Origin of the sequence: Streptomyces sp. NPDC005393, from assembly GCF_040606675.1 — a bacterium.
Classification (GTDB): Bacteria; Actinomycetota; Actinomycetes; order Streptomycetales; family Streptomycetaceae; genus Streptomyces.
The window spans coordinates 23,075-43,083 of the sequence record NZ_JBEXFG010000021.1; the positions used below are offsets into that span (position 1 = coordinate 23,075).

Consider the following 20,009-nt stretch of genomic DNA (forward strand, 5'->3'; position numbering starts at 1 on the left):
CGGCGGCGGAGGACTGGAGGTGGCGCCCGTGAACGTACCGAGTGGCGAGCCGCGCCCCGCCCCCGTGCTCCGGCGTCCGCCCGATCCCGCCGGGAGTGTCACCTGGGAGCCCAGCGAGCGCTGGGTGCGGGGCACGAAGGGCGGGGTGACGGTTGTGGACAGCCGCCGCCCGGTCCTGGTGTGGGAGCCGGGCCGCCCCGTGCCGCTGTACGCCTTCCCGCGCGAGGACGTCCGCACGGATCTGCTGCGCGAGACGGGACGGCCCGCCGCCACCGGGCGCCATGCCGGGGCGACGGTCTTCTACGACCTGGACGCGGGCGGCGGGACCGTCACCGACGCGGCATGGACCTACCCCGGCGAGGAGCTGGCCGGATACCTCTCCTTCGAGTGGTTCGGACGGGATGTGCTCGACCACTGGTACGAAGAGGACGAGGAGATCTTCGTCCACCCGCGTGACCCGCACAAACGGGTCGACGCGCTGCCCAGCGCCCGCCATGTCCAGGTCGGGATCGAGGGCACGATCGTCGCGGACACGCGCTCCCCGGTGCTCCTCTTCGAGACCGCCCTGCCCGTCCGGTACTACCTCCCGCGCGAGGACGTCCGCCTGGATCTGTTCACCCCCTCCGGCCACCGGACCCGCTGCCCGTACAAGGGCGAGGCCACCGCGTACTGGTCCTGGGCGGGCGGCGGGGACGTGCCGCCCGACATCGCCTGGAGCTATCCCGATCCGCTGCCGGCCGTGGGCGCCATCAGGGACCGGGTGGCCTTCTACAACGAGGCCGTGGACCTCATCGTCGACGGCGAGCGCCTGGAGCGCCCGGCCACCGGCTTCATCCGGCCTCGGCCGCGCTGAGCCGGGGTTCCAGGGTCCCTTCCAGGCCGGCCGGCAACGTCCCCGTGTGCACCACGCCCAGCCGCTGGGTGGCCCGGGTCAGCGCGACATACAGATCGCTCGTCCCGAACTCCGCCGGCTCCGCCACGATCACCGTGTCGAACTCCAGCCCCTTGGCCTGCCGCGGATCGAGCAGCACCACCGCGCTGGTCAGGTCCGGGGCGCGGCCGGCGGACGCGGCCGGAAGGGCTGCCGACAGGGCGTCGTGGCGGGCGCGCGGGGCGATCACCGCGAGGCGGCCCTCGGTACGGGTCTCCCGCGCCACGGCGGCGGCCACCGCGCCGGGCAGGTCGTCGGTGTGGACCGCCCAGGGGCGTACGCCCGTGGCGCGGATCGAGCGCGGCGGTTCGAAGTCCGGGTCCGCGGACCGGGCCACCTGCGCCGCGATCGCCATGATCTCGGTCGGCGTACGGTAGTTGACCCCGAGCCTGGTGTGCTCCCAGCGGTCGTCCACGTACGGGGTCAGGATGGACGCCCAGGAGCCGCAGCCGCCCGGTTCCGCGGTCTGCGCGGGATCGCCGACCAGTGTCATCGAACGGGTCGGGCAGCGGCGCATCAGCAGCCGCCACGCCATCGCGGACAGCTCCTGTGCCTCGTCCACGATGATGTGGCCGAAGGCCCAGGTGCGGTCGGCGGCGGCGCGTTCGGCGGCGCTGCGGTGGTCGGCCTCCTCGTGCCGGTCGGCCAGGCGTTCCGCGTCGACCAGGTCGTGGGCGGCCAGCACCTCCGACTCCTCGTCGTCGCGGTCCTCGAACTCCTGGGTGCGGGAGCCGTAGGAGAGGTCGAGCACACCCTGCGCGAACTCGAGCCGCTCCCGGCGCTCGCCCTCGGCGGCGGCGCGGGCCGCCGAGTCGTCCTCGCCGAGGAGCTCGGCGGCCTCGTCCAGCAGCGGGATGTCGGCTGCGGTCCACTCGCCGTCCGCGCGGCGGATCGCGGCGGCGGCATCGTCGGGGAGGTGGACGGGGTCGGCGAGGAAGTCGGCGACGAGCTCCCGCGGGGTGAGGGTCGGCCACAACTCCTCGATGGCGGCGCGCACATGAGGGCTGACCGCGATCGCCTTGCCGAGCAGGGCGATGTCGTCCGGACCGAGCAGGTTCGGCCCGCCGTACGGATCCGCGCCGAGCCGGTCGGTCAGTTGGGCGGTCAGCGCGTCGATGACGCCGAACGCGAAGTGCGGGCGGGCGAGGTTGTGCGGCAGCCCGGTCTCGCGGGCCCGGCGCCGCGCCTCGTCCGCGAGGTCCGCGTCCAGCAGCAGCTCGCCGTCCTCGTGGTCGATGACGATCGCGGGCTCGGGCAGGGACTGCCGGTCCTGTACGAAGCGCGCCAGGGCATCCGCCATCGCGGCGCGCCCCTTGACCTCGGCGGCGGTGGGGGTGTCGGTGCCGGTGGCCATCACACCCGGGAAGAGCTCGGCGAGCGTGGCGAGCAGCACACCCGTCTCACCGAGCGCGGGCAGCACCTCCCCGATGTAGCCGAGGAACGCCGGGTTGGGCCCGACGATCAGCACCGCGCGGCGGGCCAGCAGCTCGCGGTGCGCGTACAGCAGATACGCGGCGCGGTGCAGCGCGACGACGGTCTTGCCGGTGCCGGGGCCGCCTTCGACGACGAGTACACCGTGGTGCGGGGCGCGGATGATCCGGTCCTGCTCGGCCTGGATGGTCTGCACGATGTCATGCATCCGGCCGGTACGAGCCGTGTCGAGCGCGGCGAACAGCACCGCGTCCGCGTCCGTGCCCTCGTGGCCGGTCCGTATGGGGTCGGAGAGGTCCAGGATCTCGTCGTGCAGGGCGGTGACCCGCGGGCCTTCGGTGGTGATGTGACGCCTGCGGCGCAGCCCCATGGGGGTGTGGCCGGTCGCGAGGTAGAACGGGCGCGCCACCTCGGCCCGCCAGTCGACGACGAGCGGGGTGCGGTCCGCGTCATCGCGCCGGATGCCGATGCGGCCGATGCGGTGGTCGCGGCCGTCGCGGAACGCCAACCGGCCGAAGCACAGCCCCCGCTCCCCCGCGTCGAACGCGGCGAGCAGCCCGGACCGCTCGGCGACCAGCACATCGCGCTCCAGCCGTGCCTGGAAGTTCGTCCCCTCCATCGACAGAGCCGAGCTGACCGCCTCCTCGGCTCCGGCCCTCAGCTCGGCGAGGCGCCCGTAAAGCAGATCGAGAAATGCCTGCTCCCGGCGCAATTCCTCGTTTGACAATGCAACTCCCGCCGCGATACGATGTCTTCATCGGGTTTAACCATGCCTTGAGTTCTGTCAGACATGGAATTCCCCAATATACGCAGAGAAACGCCCCGGTCGTCAAGACGACCGGGGCGTTTCTCTTTCCCGTCGCCCGGCCGGCCACCCGGTCCTCACTTCCACCTTCCGTAGAGGTGGGCTTCCGGACCCGTTGCCGGGGCGGTTGGCCGCTGATCGCTCGGGGGTGAGCCGCGGATTTGTTCCGGGGCCAGGGGCGGTGTGTCGCAGTGGGCCGTCCCGGTGGGCCGGGCGCGTCATGGGCGCCGCCGCTGCCGGGTTTTCCGGCCCACTCGACCGGCCCCGGTTCGGCCGGCATCAGCCTGTGGGTCAAAATCCGCTGGTGGCGGGTCTCCGCCGCCCCCCGCCACCAGTGGCGCAGCACCTTCTCGGTGGGCTTGCCGTGTTGAACGGCCGTATATCGCGGGCAGCGTGGGCGCCTACGACTAACGGCGGTAGATCGTGATCGAGTGGCCGACCTCGTCGATCGGCTCGCTGCTGTCGATCAGCGCCGCCAGTCGGCCCTCGGCCTTCGCGACCGAGGAGTCCGACACGACGAGCAGTCCGTGCACCTCGTGCGCGGGCACCTTGCGCGGGTCGGACGCGTGGATGCCGTACCACGACGGCACACCGCTGCCCTTGTAGACGAGCCAGATCTTCTCGTCCGGGTAGCGCTGCCGGAGGCGGTCGGCCAGCCGGCCCAGGTCCTGGCCCCAGTCGACGTTCGCGTCGTGCAGGCGCAGATGGGTCCGCGAGGGGCCGCCGAAGGCCTCGTTGGAGTACGGCAGGTAGTACGGATACGTCCGCAGCGAGCTGACCGCGACGAACAGCACCAGCGCCGCCGTCACGGCATGTACCCACCGCGGCCGGAGGACGAGCAGACCGGCCGCCGCGACCGCCAGGAACATCGAAATGAAGAGGGCATACCGGACGCCGAAGTTACGGGCCCCGTCCATGGCCGCGGCCAGGAGTACGGCCGTGGGCACGAGGACGTACGGCGCGGCGGGCCGCAGCCGGGGAGCCGTCACCATCGTGACGGCACCGGCGAGCCACAGCGCGAGCATGCCCAGCGGCGTCTTCACCAGCAGCGCGACCGGCAGGTAATACCACAGCGATCCGTCGTACTGGCGGCCGAGCAGAAAGCCGTGCCATGTCGTGTTCTCGAAGCCGAACTGGACGCGCATCCCGTCCCGGTACGCCTCCGGGAACGGCAGCCAGTCCACGGCGAGCCCGCGCAGCCCGTGGACGGCGGGTACGCCTCCGGGCGCCGTCCAGCGCAACCGCGGGTCGACGGCGAGGTAGGCGGCCCACACCACGGCGACCGTCACCAGTGCCACGACGACCGCCGCCGCCCCGCCGAGCGCGAGACGCCGCACCGTCCCGCGCGGGGTGGGGTCGTCCGTCCGGCGGGCGTACCAGACGGACAGGACGGCCAGGAGCAGCAGCACCGGGACCGCCGGCAACGCGCTCATCTTCGTGGCCACGGCAGCGCCGAGCGCCACCCCGGCCGACGGAAGGTGGACGCGCGGCCGCCGCCGCGCCCGCCACAGCAGCCAGACCGACGTCAGCACAAAGCCGGCCGCCGGCACATCGAGCGTGGCCAGCGATCCGTGCGCGATGACGTCCGGCGAGAACGCGTAGAGGGCGAGCGCCACCACCCCGCCCACGGAGCCGGCGAGGTCACGGGCGAACGCGAAGACGACCAGCCCGAACAGCAGCGTCAGCGCGATCACCGGCAGCCGCGCCCACAGCATCAGCCGCCATGGATCGTTGCCCGACTCGTACAGCACACGCCGCCCGAGGGCCGTCTGGTCGCCGACGGAGGCGGTGTCGAGGTGCGCGTGGGTGAGGGCCAGCCCCGTCGCGATGATCAGCTTGCCCAGCGGTGGGTGCTCCGGGTTGAAGCGCAGGCTGTGCTCGCGCAGATAGACCTCCGCCGTGCCCACGTACACGGGCTCGTCGATGGTCGGGGTCTGCTCCACGGCCGTCGTGACCATCGCGACCGCCATCTCGACGAGGAGGGCGACCACGGCAAGCGCCGGCAGCCACCGCCGGTGCGGCCGCAGCCTCTCGAATCGGCCCGGCGGCTTCCCGGCGGTCTCGGTGACGCTGTCGATGACGCCCGTCCACTGCATGGCAGCAGACGCTAACGTGCCCCCGCGCCTGTGCAGGGCTTCTGATCAGAAACTCAGCACAAGACCGCAATATGGCCTCAGCGGGCCGCGCCGAAGTCCTGCGTCCAGTAGTTGCCGGACTGCGCGAAACCGACGCCGATCTCCTTGAAGTCGCAGTTCAGAATGTTGGCCTTGTGGCCGGGGCTGGACATCCAGCCGTCCATGACGCTCTTGGGCGTGCGGTAGCCCTGGGCGACGTTCTCGCCGTAGGTGCTCCAGCTGTAACCGGCCCGCTCGATCCGGTCGCCCGGCGACGACCCGTCGGAGCCGGAGTGCGACATGTTGTTGTGGGCCGCCATGTCCTCGCTGTGATCCTGGGCGGCCTTGGTCAGCTTCTCGTTCACGGTCAGCGGCTGACAACCGGCCTTGCCGCGCTCGCTGTTGACGAGGTCCACGACCTGCTTCTGGGCGCTGGAGGCGGTGGGGGCGCTGGAGGCGGTCGAGGCGGTGGGGGCGGCGGCTCTCCTGGCGACATGGCCCTGCTGAGCGGCCATGGCCGCGGAGGGCACGCCCACGGCGGCCAGGGCGACGGCGGCGACGGCTATCTTCCGGTGGTGTGTCTTGCTGCTGCGGTGCTTGCTCATCCGTGACCTCACTCGGTTATCGCGGCACGCCCACCCCCCTGTACGGCCGGCTCTGAGCGACGCCGCGCCAGAACCGCTCCGAGGCGCTGTGTGGGCCGTCATTCTTAGAGCCGTCGCGCGCACCGGGCAACAAGTGTTCGGTACTACCGGGCTTCGTAGCGCGGACGGCGCTTGCGATGAGCGTCGAGTCATGCCGGCCCGGCTCAGGGGGACGTCCTGTGTCGCTGTCGTGCCGTCAGAAGGCTGGCTATTGAGGAGGGTGGGCGGCAGACCCAGTGGGTCGCGGGTCTTCACAGACCCGGACGGAACATTTCCACCAGAGCGGAAAAAGCCTCTTATGTCGCCTAGGAGGTATGCACTCTTCCGTACGGTTTGCGCCTGGGGCGGGTGTGAAAGATGTCATGAGTTGGTGTGCACCAGGAAACGGTGTCCGCCGGGTCAGCCCGCCTCGTGGGGGTGCTGGGCGAACAGGTCGAGCAGACCCTGAGGGGCATCGTCACGGAGGCAGATGTCGAGCCCGCGGGCGGACAGCATCGCGGACACCTCGCTACGCGGGAACAGCGTCTGCTCGTAGGCGGCGAGCGCCGCTTCGGTATCGCCGGGGTGGGCGGCGAGGGCGGTGCCGAGTTCGGCGCCGTCGAGCATGGCGAGGTTGGCACCCTCGCCGGCGAAGGGGGACATCAGGTGGGCGGCGTCGCCGAGCAGGGTGACGCCGGGGACGCGGTCCCAGCGGTGGTCGGCGGGCAGGGCGTGGATCGCGCGGGGCGTCAGCGGACCATCGGCGTCGGCGATCAGGGCCCGCAGGCTCTTGTCCCAGTCGGCGAAGTGATCCAGCACGGCCGCCTTGGCGGTGTCGGTGTCGGTGAAGTCGATGGTGGAGATCCAGCCCTCGGAGGCCCTGAGCGCGGCGTAGATGTGCAGGCTGCCGTCGATCTCGCGGTGGGCGAGGAAACCCCTGCCGGCGCCGAGGGCGAAGAGCATGCCGCCGCCGACCACGGCGGCGCTCTCGGGGTGGCGGGTGTCGGCGTCGAAGAGATCCACCTCGACGAAGGACACCCCGCAGTAGGCCGGGGCCGCGTCGGAGACCAGCGGGCGGATCCGGGACCAGGCTCCGTCGGCGCCGACCAACAGGTCGGTGGTGAAGGCGGAGCCATCGGCCAGGGTCACCTCGTGGCGGCCATCGCCGAGGGCACGCGCCGCGGTGACCTTCGCCCCCCAGCGGACGGTGGTCTCGGGCAGCGAGCCGAGCAGGAGGTCGCGCAGCCGGCCGCGATCGACCTCGGGACGGCCGCGGTCGCCCTCGTCCGCCTCGCCCATGTGGACGACGGCGTACTGGTCGAGGATGCGTGTGGCCTCGCCACCGGGGTGGATGAGCGCACGGAACGGCTCATGGAGGCCGGCGGCGTGCAGGGCCACCTGGCCGGAGTCCTCATGGATGTCGAGCATGCCGCCCTGGGTGCGGGCGGCCGGCGAGGCGTCGAGGTCGTGGACGGCGGCCTCGATGCCGTGGACAGACAGGACGCGGGCGAGGGTGAGGCCGCCGAGACCGGCACCGACGACGGCTATGGGGTGATGCGGAATCTTCGTCACGGCCACACCGTAACGAACATGTTCGCCACGAACAAGTTCGTCACGAATGCGTTTATAGCTGTGTGCTCGCCGCCCCCGCCGTTTCGCCGCTCCGCCAAAGGGGTGCCTGGCGGACGCGGCCGCGCGGTAAGCGGGCACCTGTCCTGTACGTCACGACACGACACGAGAGGACGCGCCATGTGCCCCACCCGCGGGAAGCGGACCAGCGCCGGACCGCACACCGGCTCCCTCGGCGCGGCCGCCGGAAGCCGCACCCGATGAGGACGGTCACCGGGCGCACCGACCACATCGTGGTGGTCGGTGCGGGACTGGCCGGGCTGGCGGCCACGCTGCACTTGCTGGGCGCCGGGCGCCGGGTGACCGTCCTCGAACGGGCGGCCCTGCCCGGCGGGCGGGCCGGGCGAGTGGAGCGCGGTGGGTACCACATGGACACCGGCCCGACCGTGCTGACCATGCCGGACCTGATCGAGGAGGCGTTCGCCGCGGTCGGCGGCCGGATGTCCGACCGCCTGAACCTGATCGCGCTGCACCCCGCCTACCGCGCCCGTTTCGCCGACGGCGACCACCTCGACGTCCACACCCGGGCCGCCGCGATGGAGAGCGAGGTCCACCGCTTCGCGGGCGCCCGCGAGGCGCTCGGCTACCGGCGGCTGCGGGCCTGGCTGAAGAGGCTCTACGCGGTCCAGATGCGGCGTTTCATCGACGCCAACTACGACTCCCCGCTGCGGCTCCTCCACCCCGATCTGGCACGGCTGGCCGCGCTCGGCGGATTCGGCCGGCTCGACGCCCGCCTCGGCCGCTTCCTCACCGACGAGCGGGTGCGCCGGGTCTTCAGCTTCCAGTCGCTGTATGTCGGGGTGCCGCCCGCGCGGGCGCTGGCCGCGTACGCGGTCATCGCCTATATGGACACCGTGGCCGGGGTGTACTTCCCGCGCGGTGGCATGCACGCCCTGCCCCGGGCCCTGGCCGACGCCGCCGCCGACGCCGGTGCGGATATCCGCTACCGGCACCGCGTCACCCGCCTGGAGCGCACGGGCGAGCGCGTGACCGCCGTGCTCACGGACCAGGGCCGCATCCCCTGCGACGCCGTGGTGCTCACACCCGATCTGCCGGTCGCCTACCGGCTGCTGGGGCGCCGGCCGCGCCGCCCGCTGCGGCTGCGGCACGCCCCGTCGGCGGTGGTGCTGCACGCGGGTACCGACCGCACCTGGCCGCAGCTGTCCCACCACACCCTCTCCTTCGGCGCGGCCTGGAAGAGCACCTTTCATGAACTCACCCGCACCGGACGGCTGATGACCGATCCCTCCCTGCTGATCACGCGCCCGACGACGCACGACCCCGGCCTCGCACCGCCCGGCCGCCATCTGCACTACATCCTCGCGCCCTGCCCCAACACCGACATCGGCCCCGGCCCGCGCACCTGGCGGGAGCTGGCGCCCCGGTACCGCGACAGCCTGCTGACCGAGCTGGAGCGCCGTGGGCTGGCCGGGATCGGCGCGGCCATCGAGGAGGAGTGCCTGGTGACTCCGGCCGACTGGACCGCCGAGGGGCACGCCGCGGGGACGCCGTTCTCCGCCGCCCACACCTTCGCCCAGACCGGCCCGTTCCGTCCCCGCAATCTGGTGCGCGGTGTGGCCAACGCGGTGCTGGCCGGCTGTGGCACCACCCCCGGTGTCGGTGTGCCGACGGTACTGCTCTCGGGCAAGCTGGCCGCGTCCCGTATCACCGGCCTCCGGCCGGCCGGCGGCGCCTCATGACCGAACGGGAGCTGAACGCCGCGGGCATCGCCCACCCTGCGCTGCGCGCCGCGTACACCCGGTGCCGGGCGCTGAACGCGCGGCACGGCAAGACCTACTTCCTGGCCACCCGGCTGCTGCCGGTCGCCCGCCGCCCCGCGGTGCACGCGCTGTACGGCTTCGCCCGCTGGGCCGATGACATCGTCGACGACCTGCTGAGCGACGCCGGTCCCGCCGAGCGCGCCGCGGCGCTCGACGCGCTCCAACTCCGGCTGACCGCCGGGCTGCGGACCGGGGAGAGCGAGGAGCCGGTGGTCCGGGCCCTGGCCCACACGGCCACCGTGTACGGCATCGACCACCGGCACTTCACCGACTTCATGGCCTCCATGCGCGCCGACCTGGAGGTCACCGACTACCCGACCTACGACGACCTGCGCTCCTATATGCACGGCTCCGCGGCCGTCATCGGGCTGCAGATACTGCCCGTCCTCGGCACCGTCGTCCCGCGCGCGGAGGCCGCCCCCCACGCCGCCGCGCTGGGGATCGCCTTCCAGCTCACCAACTTCCTGCGGGACGTCGGCGAGGACCTCGACCGCGGCCGGGTCTATCTGCCCGGCGACCTGCTCGCGGCGCACGGCGTCGACCGGGCGCTGCTGGAGTGGAGCCACGCGACCGGCACCCGTGACCCGCGCATCGTGGCCGCGCTGCGGGCGGCCGCCGAACTGACGCGTGGCGTGTACCGGGAGGCGACCCCGGGCCTGGCCATACTGGACCCGGTGTCCCGGCCGTGCATCCGCACCGCCTACGTCCTGTACGGCGGGATCCTGGAGGCCATCGCCGAGGACGGGTACTCCGTGGTGCACCGCCGCGCCGTCGTTCCGCGCCGCCGTCGCGCCGCGGTCGCGCTGGACGGCGTCGGCAGGGTGGCGGCCGCCCGGCTCCGCGCCCGCGCCCGCCGGTCCGGGCGCCGCGCGGCCCTCGGCGCGGCGGGCGGACGCGCCTGAGCCGTCCTGAGAACTCCGTACGGTACGGGAGGACATCGCATGACCGACGACCGTGCCCGGCGCGGACGCTACGCGCTGCGGATGCGCATGAGGCCCGTGCCCTGGGAACGGCAGCCGCCCACCTGGCGGGAGGCCCGGCCCGGGATCGTCGCCGACGCGCTGAAGCGCGCCCAGGCCCGGCCCGGCGGCAACTGGTACGTGCTGGCCGCCGGCCGCGACATCCGGCCGGGGCGCCCGTTCGGCCGTACCGTCGCGGGCGTCGAGGTGGTCGCCTGGCGGGGCGCCGACGGCCGACTGCGCACCGGGCCCGGTGCGTGCCCGCACCTCGGCGCCCCGCTCAAGGACAGTCCGGTCCGCCGCGGCACCCTGATCTGCCGCTGGCACGGACTCGCCCTCGACGGCACGGCGTTCGCGGGCTGGGAGCCCTTCCCGGCCTACGACGACGGCGTCCTGGCCTGGGTCAGGCTCGACCGGGCCGGCGGCGGGACTCCGCTGGAGCGACCGGTCGTCCCCGCCCGGCCGCATCCCGCGGGAGCGGTGGACGCCGTCTACACCGGCGTCGGCCGCTGCGAGCCGCAGGACGTCGTGGCCAACCGGCTCGACCCCTGGCACGGGGCGTGGCTCCACCCGTACTCCTTCGTGGATCTGACGGTGGTGGACACGCCTGCCGGAGACGGAGACGGGGACGGCGACGGCGACGGCGACGGGTTCACGGTCGAGGTGTCCTTCAAGGTGGCGGGGCGGGCCACGGTCCCGGTGCGGGCGGTGTTCACCGCGCCCGGCCCCCGTACGGTCGTCATGCGCATCGTGGAGGGGGAAGGGCAGGGGTCCGTCGTCGAGACGCACGCCACGCCGCTGGGGCCGGACGCGGCGGGGCGGCCGCGCACCGCGGTGATCGAGGCGGTCGTCGCGGCCTCGGACCGTCCGGGCTTCGCCGTCGCGCGCGCCGCGGCTCCCGTACTGCGCCCCCTGATCCGGGCGGCGGCCGGCCGGCTGTGGCGTGACGATCTGGCGTACGCGGAACGGCGCTGGGCGCTGCGCAGCACAGGAGCGTTCCCGGGCTGACCGAGGGACCGGTGGGATGGGTTGACGAGATCACCCTGACGGGCCGTCGGTTCAGCCTCCGGCGAGCCTGGCCAGGGCGCGCAGGGGTGCCGAGCGGCCCTTCAGCGGGACCGTCCACAGGGTCTGGCCGCGCACGCCCCACCGTTGCAGCAGCGCGTTCGCGGCGAGAAAGCCGGTCGTCGCCGCGCGTTCCATCAGCGCCACCGGCAGGACGGTACGGACCAGATCCCCGGCCAGCACGATGTGCGGGTCCGGCGTGCGGACCGTCGGCCGGCCGCCGAAGCCGCCCACCGGGAACAGTGGGCAGTCCGCCCGCCACTCATCGCACCGGCCGACGATCCGCGCGTCCCGTGTCTCCGGGAAGATCCGGTGCAACTCGGCGATGAGCCGGTCCTGTACGGCCCTCCGGTCGGCGCCCGGATCGACGGCGTACGCATGCAGTTCGACCACCGAACCGCCGCTCCAGGCGGCCCAGCGGGCGGCCTCGCCCTCCCAGCGCTCCAGCACGCTGACGTTGTCCAGCGGGCCGTAGCCGCTGGTCCCGAGGAATCCGGGGCGCTCCGGCGCCACCGGCCGGTCCAGCCACAGCCGGGACACCAGGAACGGCGGTGCGGTGCGCAGCCGGTCGATGGCCGCCCGCCATGGGCCGTCGCCCAGGCGCGGCGAGCCGGCCACCACCTGCCGCAGCCCGGCGGTGTCCAGCGCCAGTACTGCCGCGTCGTGGTGGTGGAGGTGGCCGCCGGCGGTGATCCGCACCCGGCCGCCGGCCACCGGATCCACACACTCCACCGGCGTGCCGGTCCGCACTTGGGCCCCATGATCCGTCAGATAGCGGGCGAGCGGCCCCCACAGGGCCGGCGGGTACGGCTCGCGGACGACATCGAAGAGCAGGCCCTCGGCGGAGCCGAGGAAGTAGATGTGGAACATCAGCGCCAGCTCGGCGGCGGACAGCTCGCCCGGGTCGGCGAAGAAACTCCGTGAGAACACCTCGAACGCCAGATGTCGCGCGGACTCGGGAAAGCGGATGCGAGTGAGGAAGTCCCGTGCGCTGAGGCCGTCCAGCCGCTCGTACACCTCCGGTACCCGCACATCCAGCAGCGGCAGCGCGGCACCCGGCCGCATCCGGGCCAGATCCCGAAGCCCGAAGCTGGGGCTGAGCGCGACGAAGCCGAGGGCGCTCAGCGGCGGAGTGCGGGGCACCCGGGCGAAGCTGTCGTACAGGCCGCGGCTGTGCCGCAGCGGGTAGTCGGGCAGCCCAGTGAGCATGCGCAGGTCCGGGTCGGTGCGCCGCAGCAGGCCGCGCAGGTTGTAGTACTGCCGGAAGAAGGCGTGGAAGCCGCGGCTCATGGTGACCCATGAGCCGTCGGTCAGCCGCACCGGCCAGCCCGCGAGCCGCCCGCCGAGTTGCCGCTCGCGCTCGTACAGCGTGACCCGTACACCGCGTTCCGCCAGGCAGGTCGCCGCCGCGAGTCCGGCGATGCCACCTCCGACCACCGCCACGCTCGGCGCCGGCCCGGCGATCCGCTCCCGGCCGGGCGGCGGCACCACCTCCTGGGCCCGGCGGTCCCGGCCCCGGCGCGGTGCGTCGCCGTCCACCGCGCCGGGCGTCGGCCCCGCCGTCACGGCGTGTCCCGGTCGTCCGACACGCGCCCGACGACGGTGTGCACGACGCCCGTCTGCCAGCCGGGCATGGGCACCACCCGCACCTGGGTGAAGCCCGCCCGCCGGGTCCGGGCGCGGAGGGCGCGCGCGGTGTCGAACTCCACGGCGCTGCGCCACAGATGGCGGTAGAGCCCGCGGTCCCCGGCGAGCACACCGGCGGGCTGGACGATCGCCCGGCATACCGCGGTCCACACGGCCCGGTGCACAAGTTTGCCGCTCAGGGTGTACTCGTGGACCGCCAGCCGGCCGCGCGGGGCGAGCAGTTCGCGCACCGTGGCGAGCACCGCGTCCGGGTCGGTGACATTGCGGAGGAGATAGGCGGCGAAGACCGCGTCGAACGGTCCCGCGACCCCCGCGTCGGCCAGCATCTCCACCGGGGCGTGCACAAAACGCACCCGGGCAGGCCAGGTCTTGGCGGTGGCCCGCGCCAGCATTCCGGCCGAGGCGTCCACGGCGACGATCTGTGCCTCGGGCGCGGCGGTGAGCAGCGCGGCGGTGGACGCCCCGGTCCCGCAGCCGAGGTCGAGCAGGCGCAGCCCGGCTCCGCGCGCGGGCAGGCCCAGCCGCCGGGCGGAGCGCCGCAGATGGGCGTGGTAGCCGGGGTTGACGGCCACGAGCCGGTCATAGCTGAGCGCCGCGTGGTCGAACGCCGCGGCCAGGTCGTGGTCGCGCAGCAGGGTCATGTGGGGGTCGCTTCCTGTCGGGCGCTGTCGGGTGGTGAGGGCATCGGGGAGCTCCGGCGCAGCCACGGCAGTTCGGCGACGGTGCGCAGCATGGCCGGGACGGGGGTGCGCAGGCCGATGGTCATGTCCTCGCCGATCCGGGTGCGCCCGTCGAGGAAGCGCAGCAGCCGCTCCATCGGCACCTGCCGGAACAGGCCGGTGAAGAACGCCGCGCCGTCCACCCGCCCGGCCGCCAGCGCCCGCAGCAGGACCGCGTCCATGGCCCGGAACCGCGCCGGGTGCGGCCGCGGCGGCACCGGAGGGCGGCCTCGGTGCCAGGCGTCCGCGACGGCCCGGGTCTGCCGCTGTACGGCGGCGAAGGTGTATCCGGTGGACGGGCGGGTGGCGCCGCCGGCCGCGCCGATACGGAACACCGAGGCGCCCGTCCGGCGCGGGAAGCGGGCGTCGGTCATCGGGATCACGCCCTGTTCGACCGCGGTGACCTCCCACTCCCCCAGGTCGAGTACCTGCCGCGCGTAGTGCGCCAACGCCCGGTCGTACGCCGCGTCGTCGAGCACCGCCGGGGAGAACTCGGTGTACTCCACGAGCGCCTCCCGCGCGCTGAGCGGCAGGACGTAGCCGAAGGACAGACCGCGCGGGGGCTGCGGTGTGCGGAAGTCCATGAGGTCCGCGACCGCCGGGTCGAACCGTGGCCGCTCGGTGCGGACGAACCAGCCGCGGAAGTGCTGCAGCAGCGTGGTGCGCGCGGGCGGCAGCCGCCGCGGCGGCCGGGAGTCGAACGCCCACCGGCCGCGCAGCACCACCGGCTCCCCCGCGGCGTCCGCGCCCCGCACCTCGGCGCCGCCCGGTCCGTCGGCCACGGTGTGCACGGCGGCCACCACCCGGCGGAACCCGGGGCGCCCATCGGTCCGCCGTCCCACGAACGCCTCGAAGTCGCCGGAACGGAGCATCTTGTACCGCAGGTCCACCGGCCGGCCCACCACCGGCTCCCCCTCGGCCCCTCGCACCCGTAGCCGCCCCCACGAACAGGCCAGCACCTCGTCGAACTCACCGCCCGGCGGCTCCCAGTAACACCACGTCCGCTCCGGCGGGCGCAGCGGGCCGGGCGGGGCGTCGACCAGCGTCACTGTGGGCGCCCGGCCACCCCGTGGCGGCGAGCACAGCCGGTAGGCGAGCGACAGCCCGGCCGCGCCCGCGCCCACGATGAGAATCTCCTCGTCCCGCACCGCGGCTCCTTCCACGCCCTGACCGGCCCAGCGCACACCCACCTTCTCCTACGCGAGTCCCGCAGGGGTGCACGACAGCGGACGTGTCGCGGACCAGCGCAGTCACAAAAAACCGCCACCTAAACCCCCAAGTTGGGGAGTTCATGTGATGATTCGGTACCCCGGGCCACCCGGTCCGGGAACATGGAGGGGTAACTTGGTGAAGTCAAAGACCTTCAGGTCCGCCCTTGGGGTGGCGCTGACCGCGGCCGTGTCCGCCGTGGTCCTGCCCGCCTCGGCCGCGAGCGCGGCCGGGAACCCGGCGGCGGACAGCTCGGTGGACGGCGCGACCGCGACGTCCTTCGGCCGGATCGCCGATGCCGTGCTGACCCGGCGCACGGCGGCGCTGCTGGACAACAACCAGGCGGCGCGGCGCATGGCGCCGCCCGTCGTGAAGAACGTGCGTCTGTCGGCGGGGCAGACGAAGACGGAGGACACCGCGCTGTCCTCGCTGCGCACCCGCAAGGCGCGGCTCGCCGCCATGGGCGAGGCGTACACGGCCGCGGACACCCGCGTCGCCGTGGACAACATACGCGTCAAGGGTGGCCGTGCCACGGTCGTGACGACCGAGACCACGACGCTCACCTACAAGAAGATCCGTGGCGACGAGCCCCCGACGACCGGCTTCCAGGCTCACCACGAGGTGAAGTTCGCCGCCACGGCGGACGGAAAGTGGCAGCTGACGGGGATCACCCCGACGGACGACGGCCCCATGGCGGTCAACGAGCCCGGTACGGTGGCGGTGAAGAATGCCGCGGCCCTGCCCTCCGCGACGCCCGCCGCCACGACGAAGCCCTCGCGGCAGACGCAGAAGCCCGCGGGTAGTTACGACTACGCGGCGATGGCGGCCTACGCGGAGAAGTACTGGTCGAACTACAACCCCGCCTACCGGAAGTTCAACGACGCCGGCGGGGACTGCACCAACTTCGTCAGCCAGGCCATGAAGGCGGGCGGCTGGGCCGACAAGTCCGGTACGTACGACGACTACCGCAACTGGTGGTACGACTCCTCGTACCAGTCGACGTCATGGGTGGGCGCCAACGAGTGGTCGTGGTTCACGCTGGACTCCCAGCGGGCGACCAATCTGTCGAACGTCTACGACCTGGGTGTCGGGGACGTCCTGCAGATGGACTTCGACCGGGACGGGTCCAAGGACCACACCATGGTCACCAGCTACCGCAGCTCCAGCGGGGTCCCGTATCTGACCTACCACTCGGTGAACACCTACCGTAAGTCGGTGGCCAGCATCATCGCCTCCTACCCGAACTCGCTCTACTACGCCTACCGCACCTGACGGCGCCCCGGTGGGCCTCGCCCTTGGCGGCGGGGTCCACCGGACCCCTTCGGGCGTCACGACCGGCCGGCGCTCAGCCCGTCGAGGGTGAGGTCGAGGAGGCGCTCGGCCTGCTCGCGCTGTTCGGGCTTGCCCGAGGCGAGGGCGATGCCGGTGAGGCCGGCGAACATATCGGTCGCGCTGATGTCCGGCCGGATCGTACCGGCGGCGACAGCCGCTTCCATGAGCCGCGAGAGAGCGGCCTGGATCATCTCGTGGCTCTGCGCGTAGGGGTTGACGCCCGACGCGACGACGGCCCGGAGAGCGTCCGCCATGCCCAGTTTGGCGTTGGCGTAGTCGATGAAGCGCCCCATCCAGGCGCGCAGGGCCTCGCGCGGCGCCAGGGTCGCCAGGAGGTCGGGGGCGGCGTCGCACAGGCGGGCAAGTTCTTTGCGGTAGGCGGCCTCGATCAGCAGCTCCCGGGTCGGGAAGTTCCGGTAGAGGGTGCCCGTGCCCACGCCCGCCTCCCTGGCGATGCGCTCGAGGTGCGCGTCCAGCCCCTCTTCCGCGAAGACGCGCACCGCGGCGGCGAGGATCTTGTCCCGGTTGCGCTGCGCGTCGGCCCTCAGCGGGCGCCCTTCGCCTCTGGCCATCGACCGCTCTCCTCTTCGTTCCGCTTGCCAAGTGGAGGCACATTCACTTACCGTGAGCGAACTGGCGGCGCCTCCGGTTTCACTGTAGGGCACACGCGGGCCGGCGTCCGCCTTACCGCACAGGGCTGACGGAGACCGCCACCGTCACACGCCTCGCCCCGCGGGCGCGTGGCGGCGGCCCACTCGGCTGGTCAGCACCGCGCCGACGATCATCAACAGCCCCACGGCCGCCGCGCTGAGCGGTCCGTATCCGACCAGGGCGTCGCGCCCGCCTGCCGGGTGATCGGCCGTCCGGTCAGCAGGGTGCGCGTGCCCGGCGCGCGTCCCTTAGCGCATCTGCCGCCGCACCAACTCGTGCAGTTTCCCGCCCGGGTTCGCCATCAACTCGGCCGGTGCGCCCTGCTCGACGATCCGGCCGTCCTCCATGACGAGGACGCGGTCGGCGTCCATGACGGTCGACAGCCGGTGTGCGATCACCAGGCGGCTGGCGTTGAGGCGGCGGGTGCTGTCGATGACGATGCGCTGGGTCTCGTTGTCGAGGGCGCTGGTGGCCTCGTCGAAGAAGAGGACGCGCGGACGGCGGATGAGGGCCTGGGCGATCATCAGGCGCTGGCGCTGGCCGCCGGAGATCGCGCCGCTGCCGGAGATCATCGTCTGGAGGCCCATCGGCATCCGGCGGATGTCCTCGGCCAGACCCGCCAGTTCGGCGGCCTCCATGGCCTCCTCGGGGCTGAACGGCTCGGCGCCGCGGATGCAGTCGAGCACGGTGCCGCCCAGGGGCTGGGCGCTCTGCAGGACCACTCCGCACTGGCGGCGTACCGCGGCCTGGTCGAGGGCGGCGAGGTCCTGGCCGTCGTAGAGCACGCTGCCGGACACCGGCCGCTCGAAGCCGATGAGGAGCCGCAGCAGCGTGGACTTGCCGCAGCCGCTCGGGCCGACCACGGCCACGAATTCGCCGGGCCGGATCTCCAGCGATACGTCGTCGAGGACGAGCGGCCCGTCGTCGCCGTAACGGAAGGTGAGATTGCGTGCCCTGAGGTCGCCCGAGAGGAGGCCGGGCTGGGCGCTGCCGCCACGGACCTCGGGCGGCTCGTCCAGGATCGGCTTGACCTGCTCGAACATCGGCAGTGCCGCGAACACCGAGACCAGGGCGTTGGTCAGTTGGGTGACGGAGGTGAGCAGCATGGTGACGGAGGTGTTGAACGTCAGGAAGGCGCTCGCCGACATACTGCCCCGCGCCGGACCGGCCAGCAGCATGAACACGATGAGCGAGCACAGCGGAAGGTAGACCGCGTCGAGGACCTGGGTGAGGTTTTTGATGCGCCCGGTGCGCTGATGCAGATCGCGGGAGTGGGCAAAGCCACGGGCCCAGGCCGCGTAGGCGAAGTTCTCGGCCGCGGCGACACGCAGCTTGGGCAGGCCGCGCAGCGTCTGGAACGCCTGGTTGTTGAGCTTGTTCTCGCTCTCCACCAGCCGCCGCTGCCAGCGCACCTGCCACAGGCCCATCCCGAGGAAGACCGCGGAGATGACCACCAGCATGGCCATCACCGCGAGGGCCAGGGACACGCTGTAGTACAGCAGCAGGGCGAGGTTCATCGCGCCGACGGTGCCGGCCTGGAGGACCATTGGGGCGGTGCCGGACAGCAGCCGGCGCACGGTGCTGATGCCCATCGCCGCACTGGCCAGCTCGCCGGTGGAGCGCTCGGTGAAGAACTTCGTGGGCAGCCGCAGCAACCGGTCCCAGACCGCGGGCTGGAGCGCGCTCTCCAGTCGCCCCTCCAGCCGCAGCAGGGTCAGGTTCTGGAGCAGCATGAAGGCCGCCGCGACGACGCTGGAGACCATCAGGGCCAGGGAGATCTGGACGATGGGGCTCTTCTCGGCGCGGGGGACGAATCCGCCGAGCACCTGACCGGTGGCGACCGGCACCAGCGCGCCGAGCAGTACGGTCACCAGCCCGGCGATGACGAGGTTGCGCAGGTCCGGCGCGACGCCGCGGGCGGTGAAGCGCAGCAGCCGCCACACCGTGATCCGCCGCTCGGGCAGCGGGCGGTAGAACATCACGGCGCGCGGCTCGAACTCGTCCGCGTTGCTCTTGCCGATGCGCATCCGCAGGCCCGAGGCGGGGTTGACCGCCTCATACCGGCCGCGCCGCCACAGCAGCGCCACCGGGGCTCCGGACAGGGCCCGGTAGCCCACCAGCGGCCCGGTGTCCTCCCGCCACCAGCGTCCCTCCAGCCGGACCGGGCGGGTACGGATCCGGGAGACGACCGCGATCCGCTCCACCGGGCTCGTACGGTCGTCGGCGACACCGCCTCTCGGCGGCTCGGCCAGGGTGATCCCGGCGGCCTCCGCCACCCTGCGGCAGACCGCGTAGACGGCGTCGTCGGTGCTCTCCTGCGACGCCCGCGACGAACGCCGCGGCCCTCCGATGGAGGCGATCAGCGCCTGGTCGGCGCGCGAGCGGACGGCCTCGCCGGCCCGGATCCCGGCCGCCGTGCGGTCCGCGTGGGCCCGCTCCATGGTCTCGATCCAGCGGTCCACGGCCATGCCCAGCCGGTGCTGCTGGTTGACCATCCGCTGCCACAGCGCGCCGTCGATCAGCAGGTCGCCGGCGGCCTGGGCGCTGTACTCGGCGCCGTACCGCACGCTGCCGGGCGGCACCGGAAGCCACAGGAGGTCCTCGTCGGCCGCCCCCTCGCCGTCCGGCGCCCCGCCGTCCAGCGGGGCCTGGAACAGCACGCCGAGGCTGCGGCTGACGCCGAGCGCCACGGCGTGCTCCAGCGGCGTCGGCGGCGGGCCCTGGAATCCGGTGCCGTCCCCGTACGGATCGGCGTAGGCGGTGCCGTACCCGTCGTACTGCTCCGGCCGGTACAGCTCCCGCAGCGGGATGCGGCGCAGCGCGCAGTCCTGCGAGGGCCTGCCCAGCAGGGTGTGGCGCGGCCCCTCGACCGGCCCCGGGAGCGCGGCGCCGCTCTCCAGTCGGCCGAGGAAGTGCCAGTGCCCCTCTTCGGCGGCGTCGACGGCGAAGAGGTCCAGCGCGCCGCCGACGACGAGCCAGAGCACCTGGGGGCCCTCCAGCGGGAGGCTGCGCAGTCCGGCGCAGTCGACGCTCGTGCCCAGCGCCCCCAGCGCCTGGACCACCGCGTCGCCGCCGCCCGCCTCCACGGCCGCGGCCGGGTGAACGGACGCCAT

General features: G+C 73.2%; 14 protein-coding genes. 5 read left to right on the forward strand and 9 right to left on the reverse strand.

Annotation, left to right across the window (positions count from 1 at the left end; all coding sequences use genetic code 11):
- The first annotated feature begins 64 nt into the window (after positions 1-64).
- On the forward strand, positions 65-853 hold the full coding sequence (locus ABZS71_RS18925) for a DUF427 domain-containing protein (RefSeq protein ID WP_356211624.1): 789 nt from the start codon (positions 65-67) through the stop codon (positions 851-853).
- Here ABZS71_RS18925 and ABZS71_RS18930 read toward each other — a convergent pair.
- From ABZS71_RS18930 to ABZS71_RS18945, 4 genes are all read right to left on the reverse strand, one after another.
- Positions 831-3,074, reverse strand: a complete 2,244-nt coding sequence (locus ABZS71_RS18930; protein WP_356211625.1) for an ATP-binding domain-containing protein — start codon at positions 3,072-3,074, stop codon at positions 831-833. The genes ABZS71_RS18925 and ABZS71_RS18930 overlap by 23 nt on opposite strands.
- Before the next feature lie 500 nt (positions 3,075-3,574).
- A complete protein-coding gene (locus tag ABZS71_RS18935) occupies positions 3,575-5,137 on the reverse strand; it encodes a phospholipid carrier-dependent glycosyltransferase (protein WP_356211627.1) in 1,563 nt (520 codons plus the stop codon).
- Between the two features lie 203 nt (positions 5,138-5,340).
- On the reverse strand, positions 5,341-5,886 hold the full coding sequence (locus tag ABZS71_RS18940; protein ID WP_356211488.1) for a CAP domain-containing protein: 546 nt from the start codon (positions 5,884-5,886) through the stop codon (positions 5,341-5,343).
- A 438-nt stretch (positions 5,887-6,324) separates the two neighbouring features.
- Positions 6,325-7,476 (reverse strand): NAD(P)/FAD-dependent oxidoreductase, encoded by a 1,152-nt coding sequence (locus tag ABZS71_RS18945; protein WP_356211491.1) that lies wholly within the window; start codon positions 7,474-7,476, stop codon positions 6,325-6,327.
- 257 nt (positions 7,477-7,733) lie between these two features.
- Between ABZS71_RS18945 and crtI the strand changes: the two genes are divergently transcribed.
- Genes crtI through ABZS71_RS18960 form a run of 3 tightly spaced genes read left to right on the forward strand, consistent with a single transcriptional unit; the run spans position 7,734 to position 11,281 of the window.
- The gene (gene crtI / locus ABZS71_RS18950; protein WP_356211494.1) at positions 7,734-9,233 is read left to right on the forward strand and encodes a phytoene desaturase family protein; all 1,500 of its coding nucleotides are present in this window, start codon (positions 7,734-7,736) and stop codon (positions 9,231-9,233) included.
- Positions 9,230-10,216, forward strand: a complete 987-nt coding sequence (locus ABZS71_RS18955; protein WP_356211497.1) for a phytoene/squalene synthase family protein — start codon at positions 9,230-9,232, stop codon at positions 10,214-10,216. The genes crtI and ABZS71_RS18955 overlap by 4 nt, the downstream gene beginning before the upstream one ends.
- A 39-nt stretch (positions 10,217-10,255) precedes the next feature.
- Positions 10,256-11,281, forward strand: coding sequence for a DUF5914 domain-containing protein (locus ABZS71_RS18960; protein ID WP_356211500.1), 1,026 nt, complete (start codon positions 10,256-10,258; stop codon positions 11,279-11,281).
- Positions 11,282-11,332: 51 nt separating this feature from the next.
- On the opposite strand, the gene ABZS71_RS18965 is transcribed toward ABZS71_RS18960, so the two are convergent.
- Genes ABZS71_RS18965 through ABZS71_RS18975 form a run of 3 tightly spaced genes read right to left on the reverse strand, consistent with a single transcriptional unit; the run spans position 11,333 to position 14,852 of the window.
- A complete protein-coding gene (locus tag ABZS71_RS18965) occupies positions 11,333-12,904 on the reverse strand; it encodes an FAD-dependent oxidoreductase (protein ID WP_356211503.1) in 1,572 nt (523 codons plus the stop codon).
- Positions 12,901-13,626: a class I SAM-dependent methyltransferase gene (locus tag ABZS71_RS18970; protein WP_356211506.1), complete on the reverse strand. Its 726-nt coding sequence runs from the start codon at positions 13,624-13,626 to the stop codon at positions 12,901-12,903. The genes ABZS71_RS18965 and ABZS71_RS18970 overlap by 4 nt, the downstream gene beginning before the upstream one ends.
- Complete coding sequence (locus ABZS71_RS18975) at positions 13,623-14,852, reverse strand: lycopene cyclase family protein (protein WP_356211509.1); 1,230 nt, start codon at positions 14,850-14,852, stop codon at positions 13,623-13,625. The genes ABZS71_RS18970 and ABZS71_RS18975 overlap by 4 nt, the downstream gene beginning before the upstream one ends.
- Before the next feature lie 199 nt (positions 14,853-15,051).
- On the opposite strand from ABZS71_RS18975, the gene ABZS71_RS18980 reads away from it, so the two are divergent.
- Positions 15,052-16,185, forward strand: a complete 1,134-nt coding sequence (locus ABZS71_RS18980) for an amidase domain-containing protein (RefSeq protein ID WP_356211630.1) — start codon at positions 15,052-15,054, stop codon at positions 16,183-16,185.
- Positions 16,186-16,241: 56 nt separating this feature from the next.
- On the opposite strand, the gene ABZS71_RS18985 is transcribed toward ABZS71_RS18980, so the two are convergent.
- Both ABZS71_RS18985 and ABZS71_RS18990 read right to left on the reverse strand, forming a co-directional pair.
- Positions 16,242-16,817, reverse strand: coding sequence for a helix-turn-helix domain-containing protein (locus tag ABZS71_RS18985; protein WP_356211512.1), 576 nt, complete (start codon positions 16,815-16,817; stop codon positions 16,242-16,244).
- 327 nt (positions 16,818-17,144) lie between these two features.
- The gene (locus tag ABZS71_RS18990) at positions 17,145-20,009 is read right to left on the reverse strand and encodes an NHLP bacteriocin export ABC transporter permease/ATPase subunit (protein WP_355844561.1); all 2,865 of its coding nucleotides are present in this window, start codon (positions 20,007-20,009) and stop codon (positions 17,145-17,147) included.

Coding starts and splice junctions, on each gene's coding strand:
- ABZS71_RS18935 (WP_356211627.1), bottom strand. CDS start 5,137: ATGGCGGTCGCGATGGTCACGACGGCCGTGGAGCAGACCCCGACCATC.
- ABZS71_RS18940 (WP_356211488.1), bottom strand. CDS start 5,886: ATGAGCAAGCACCGCAGCAGCAAGACACACCACCGGAAGATAGCCGTC.
- crtI (WP_356211494.1), top strand. CDS start 7,734: ATGAGGACGGTCACCGGGCGCACCGACCACATCGTGGTGGTCGGTGCG.
- ABZS71_RS18955 (WP_356211497.1), top strand. CDS start 9,230: ATGACCGAACGGGAGCTGAACGCCGCGGGCATCGCCCACCCTGCGCTG.
- ABZS71_RS18960 (WP_356211500.1), top strand. CDS start 10,256: ATGACCGACGACCGTGCCCGGCGCGGACGCTACGCGCTGCGGATGCGC.
- ABZS71_RS18970 (WP_356211506.1), bottom strand. CDS start 13,626: ATGACCCTGCTGCGCGACCACGACCTGGCCGCGGCGTTCGACCACGCG.
- ABZS71_RS18985 (WP_356211512.1), bottom strand. CDS start 16,817: ATGGCCAGAGGCGAAGGGCGCCCGCTGAGGGCCGACGCGCAGCGCAAC.
- ABZS71_RS18990 (WP_355844561.1), bottom strand. CDS start 20,009: ATGGCGTCCGTTCACCCGGCCGCGGCCGTGGAGGCGGGCGGCGGCGAC.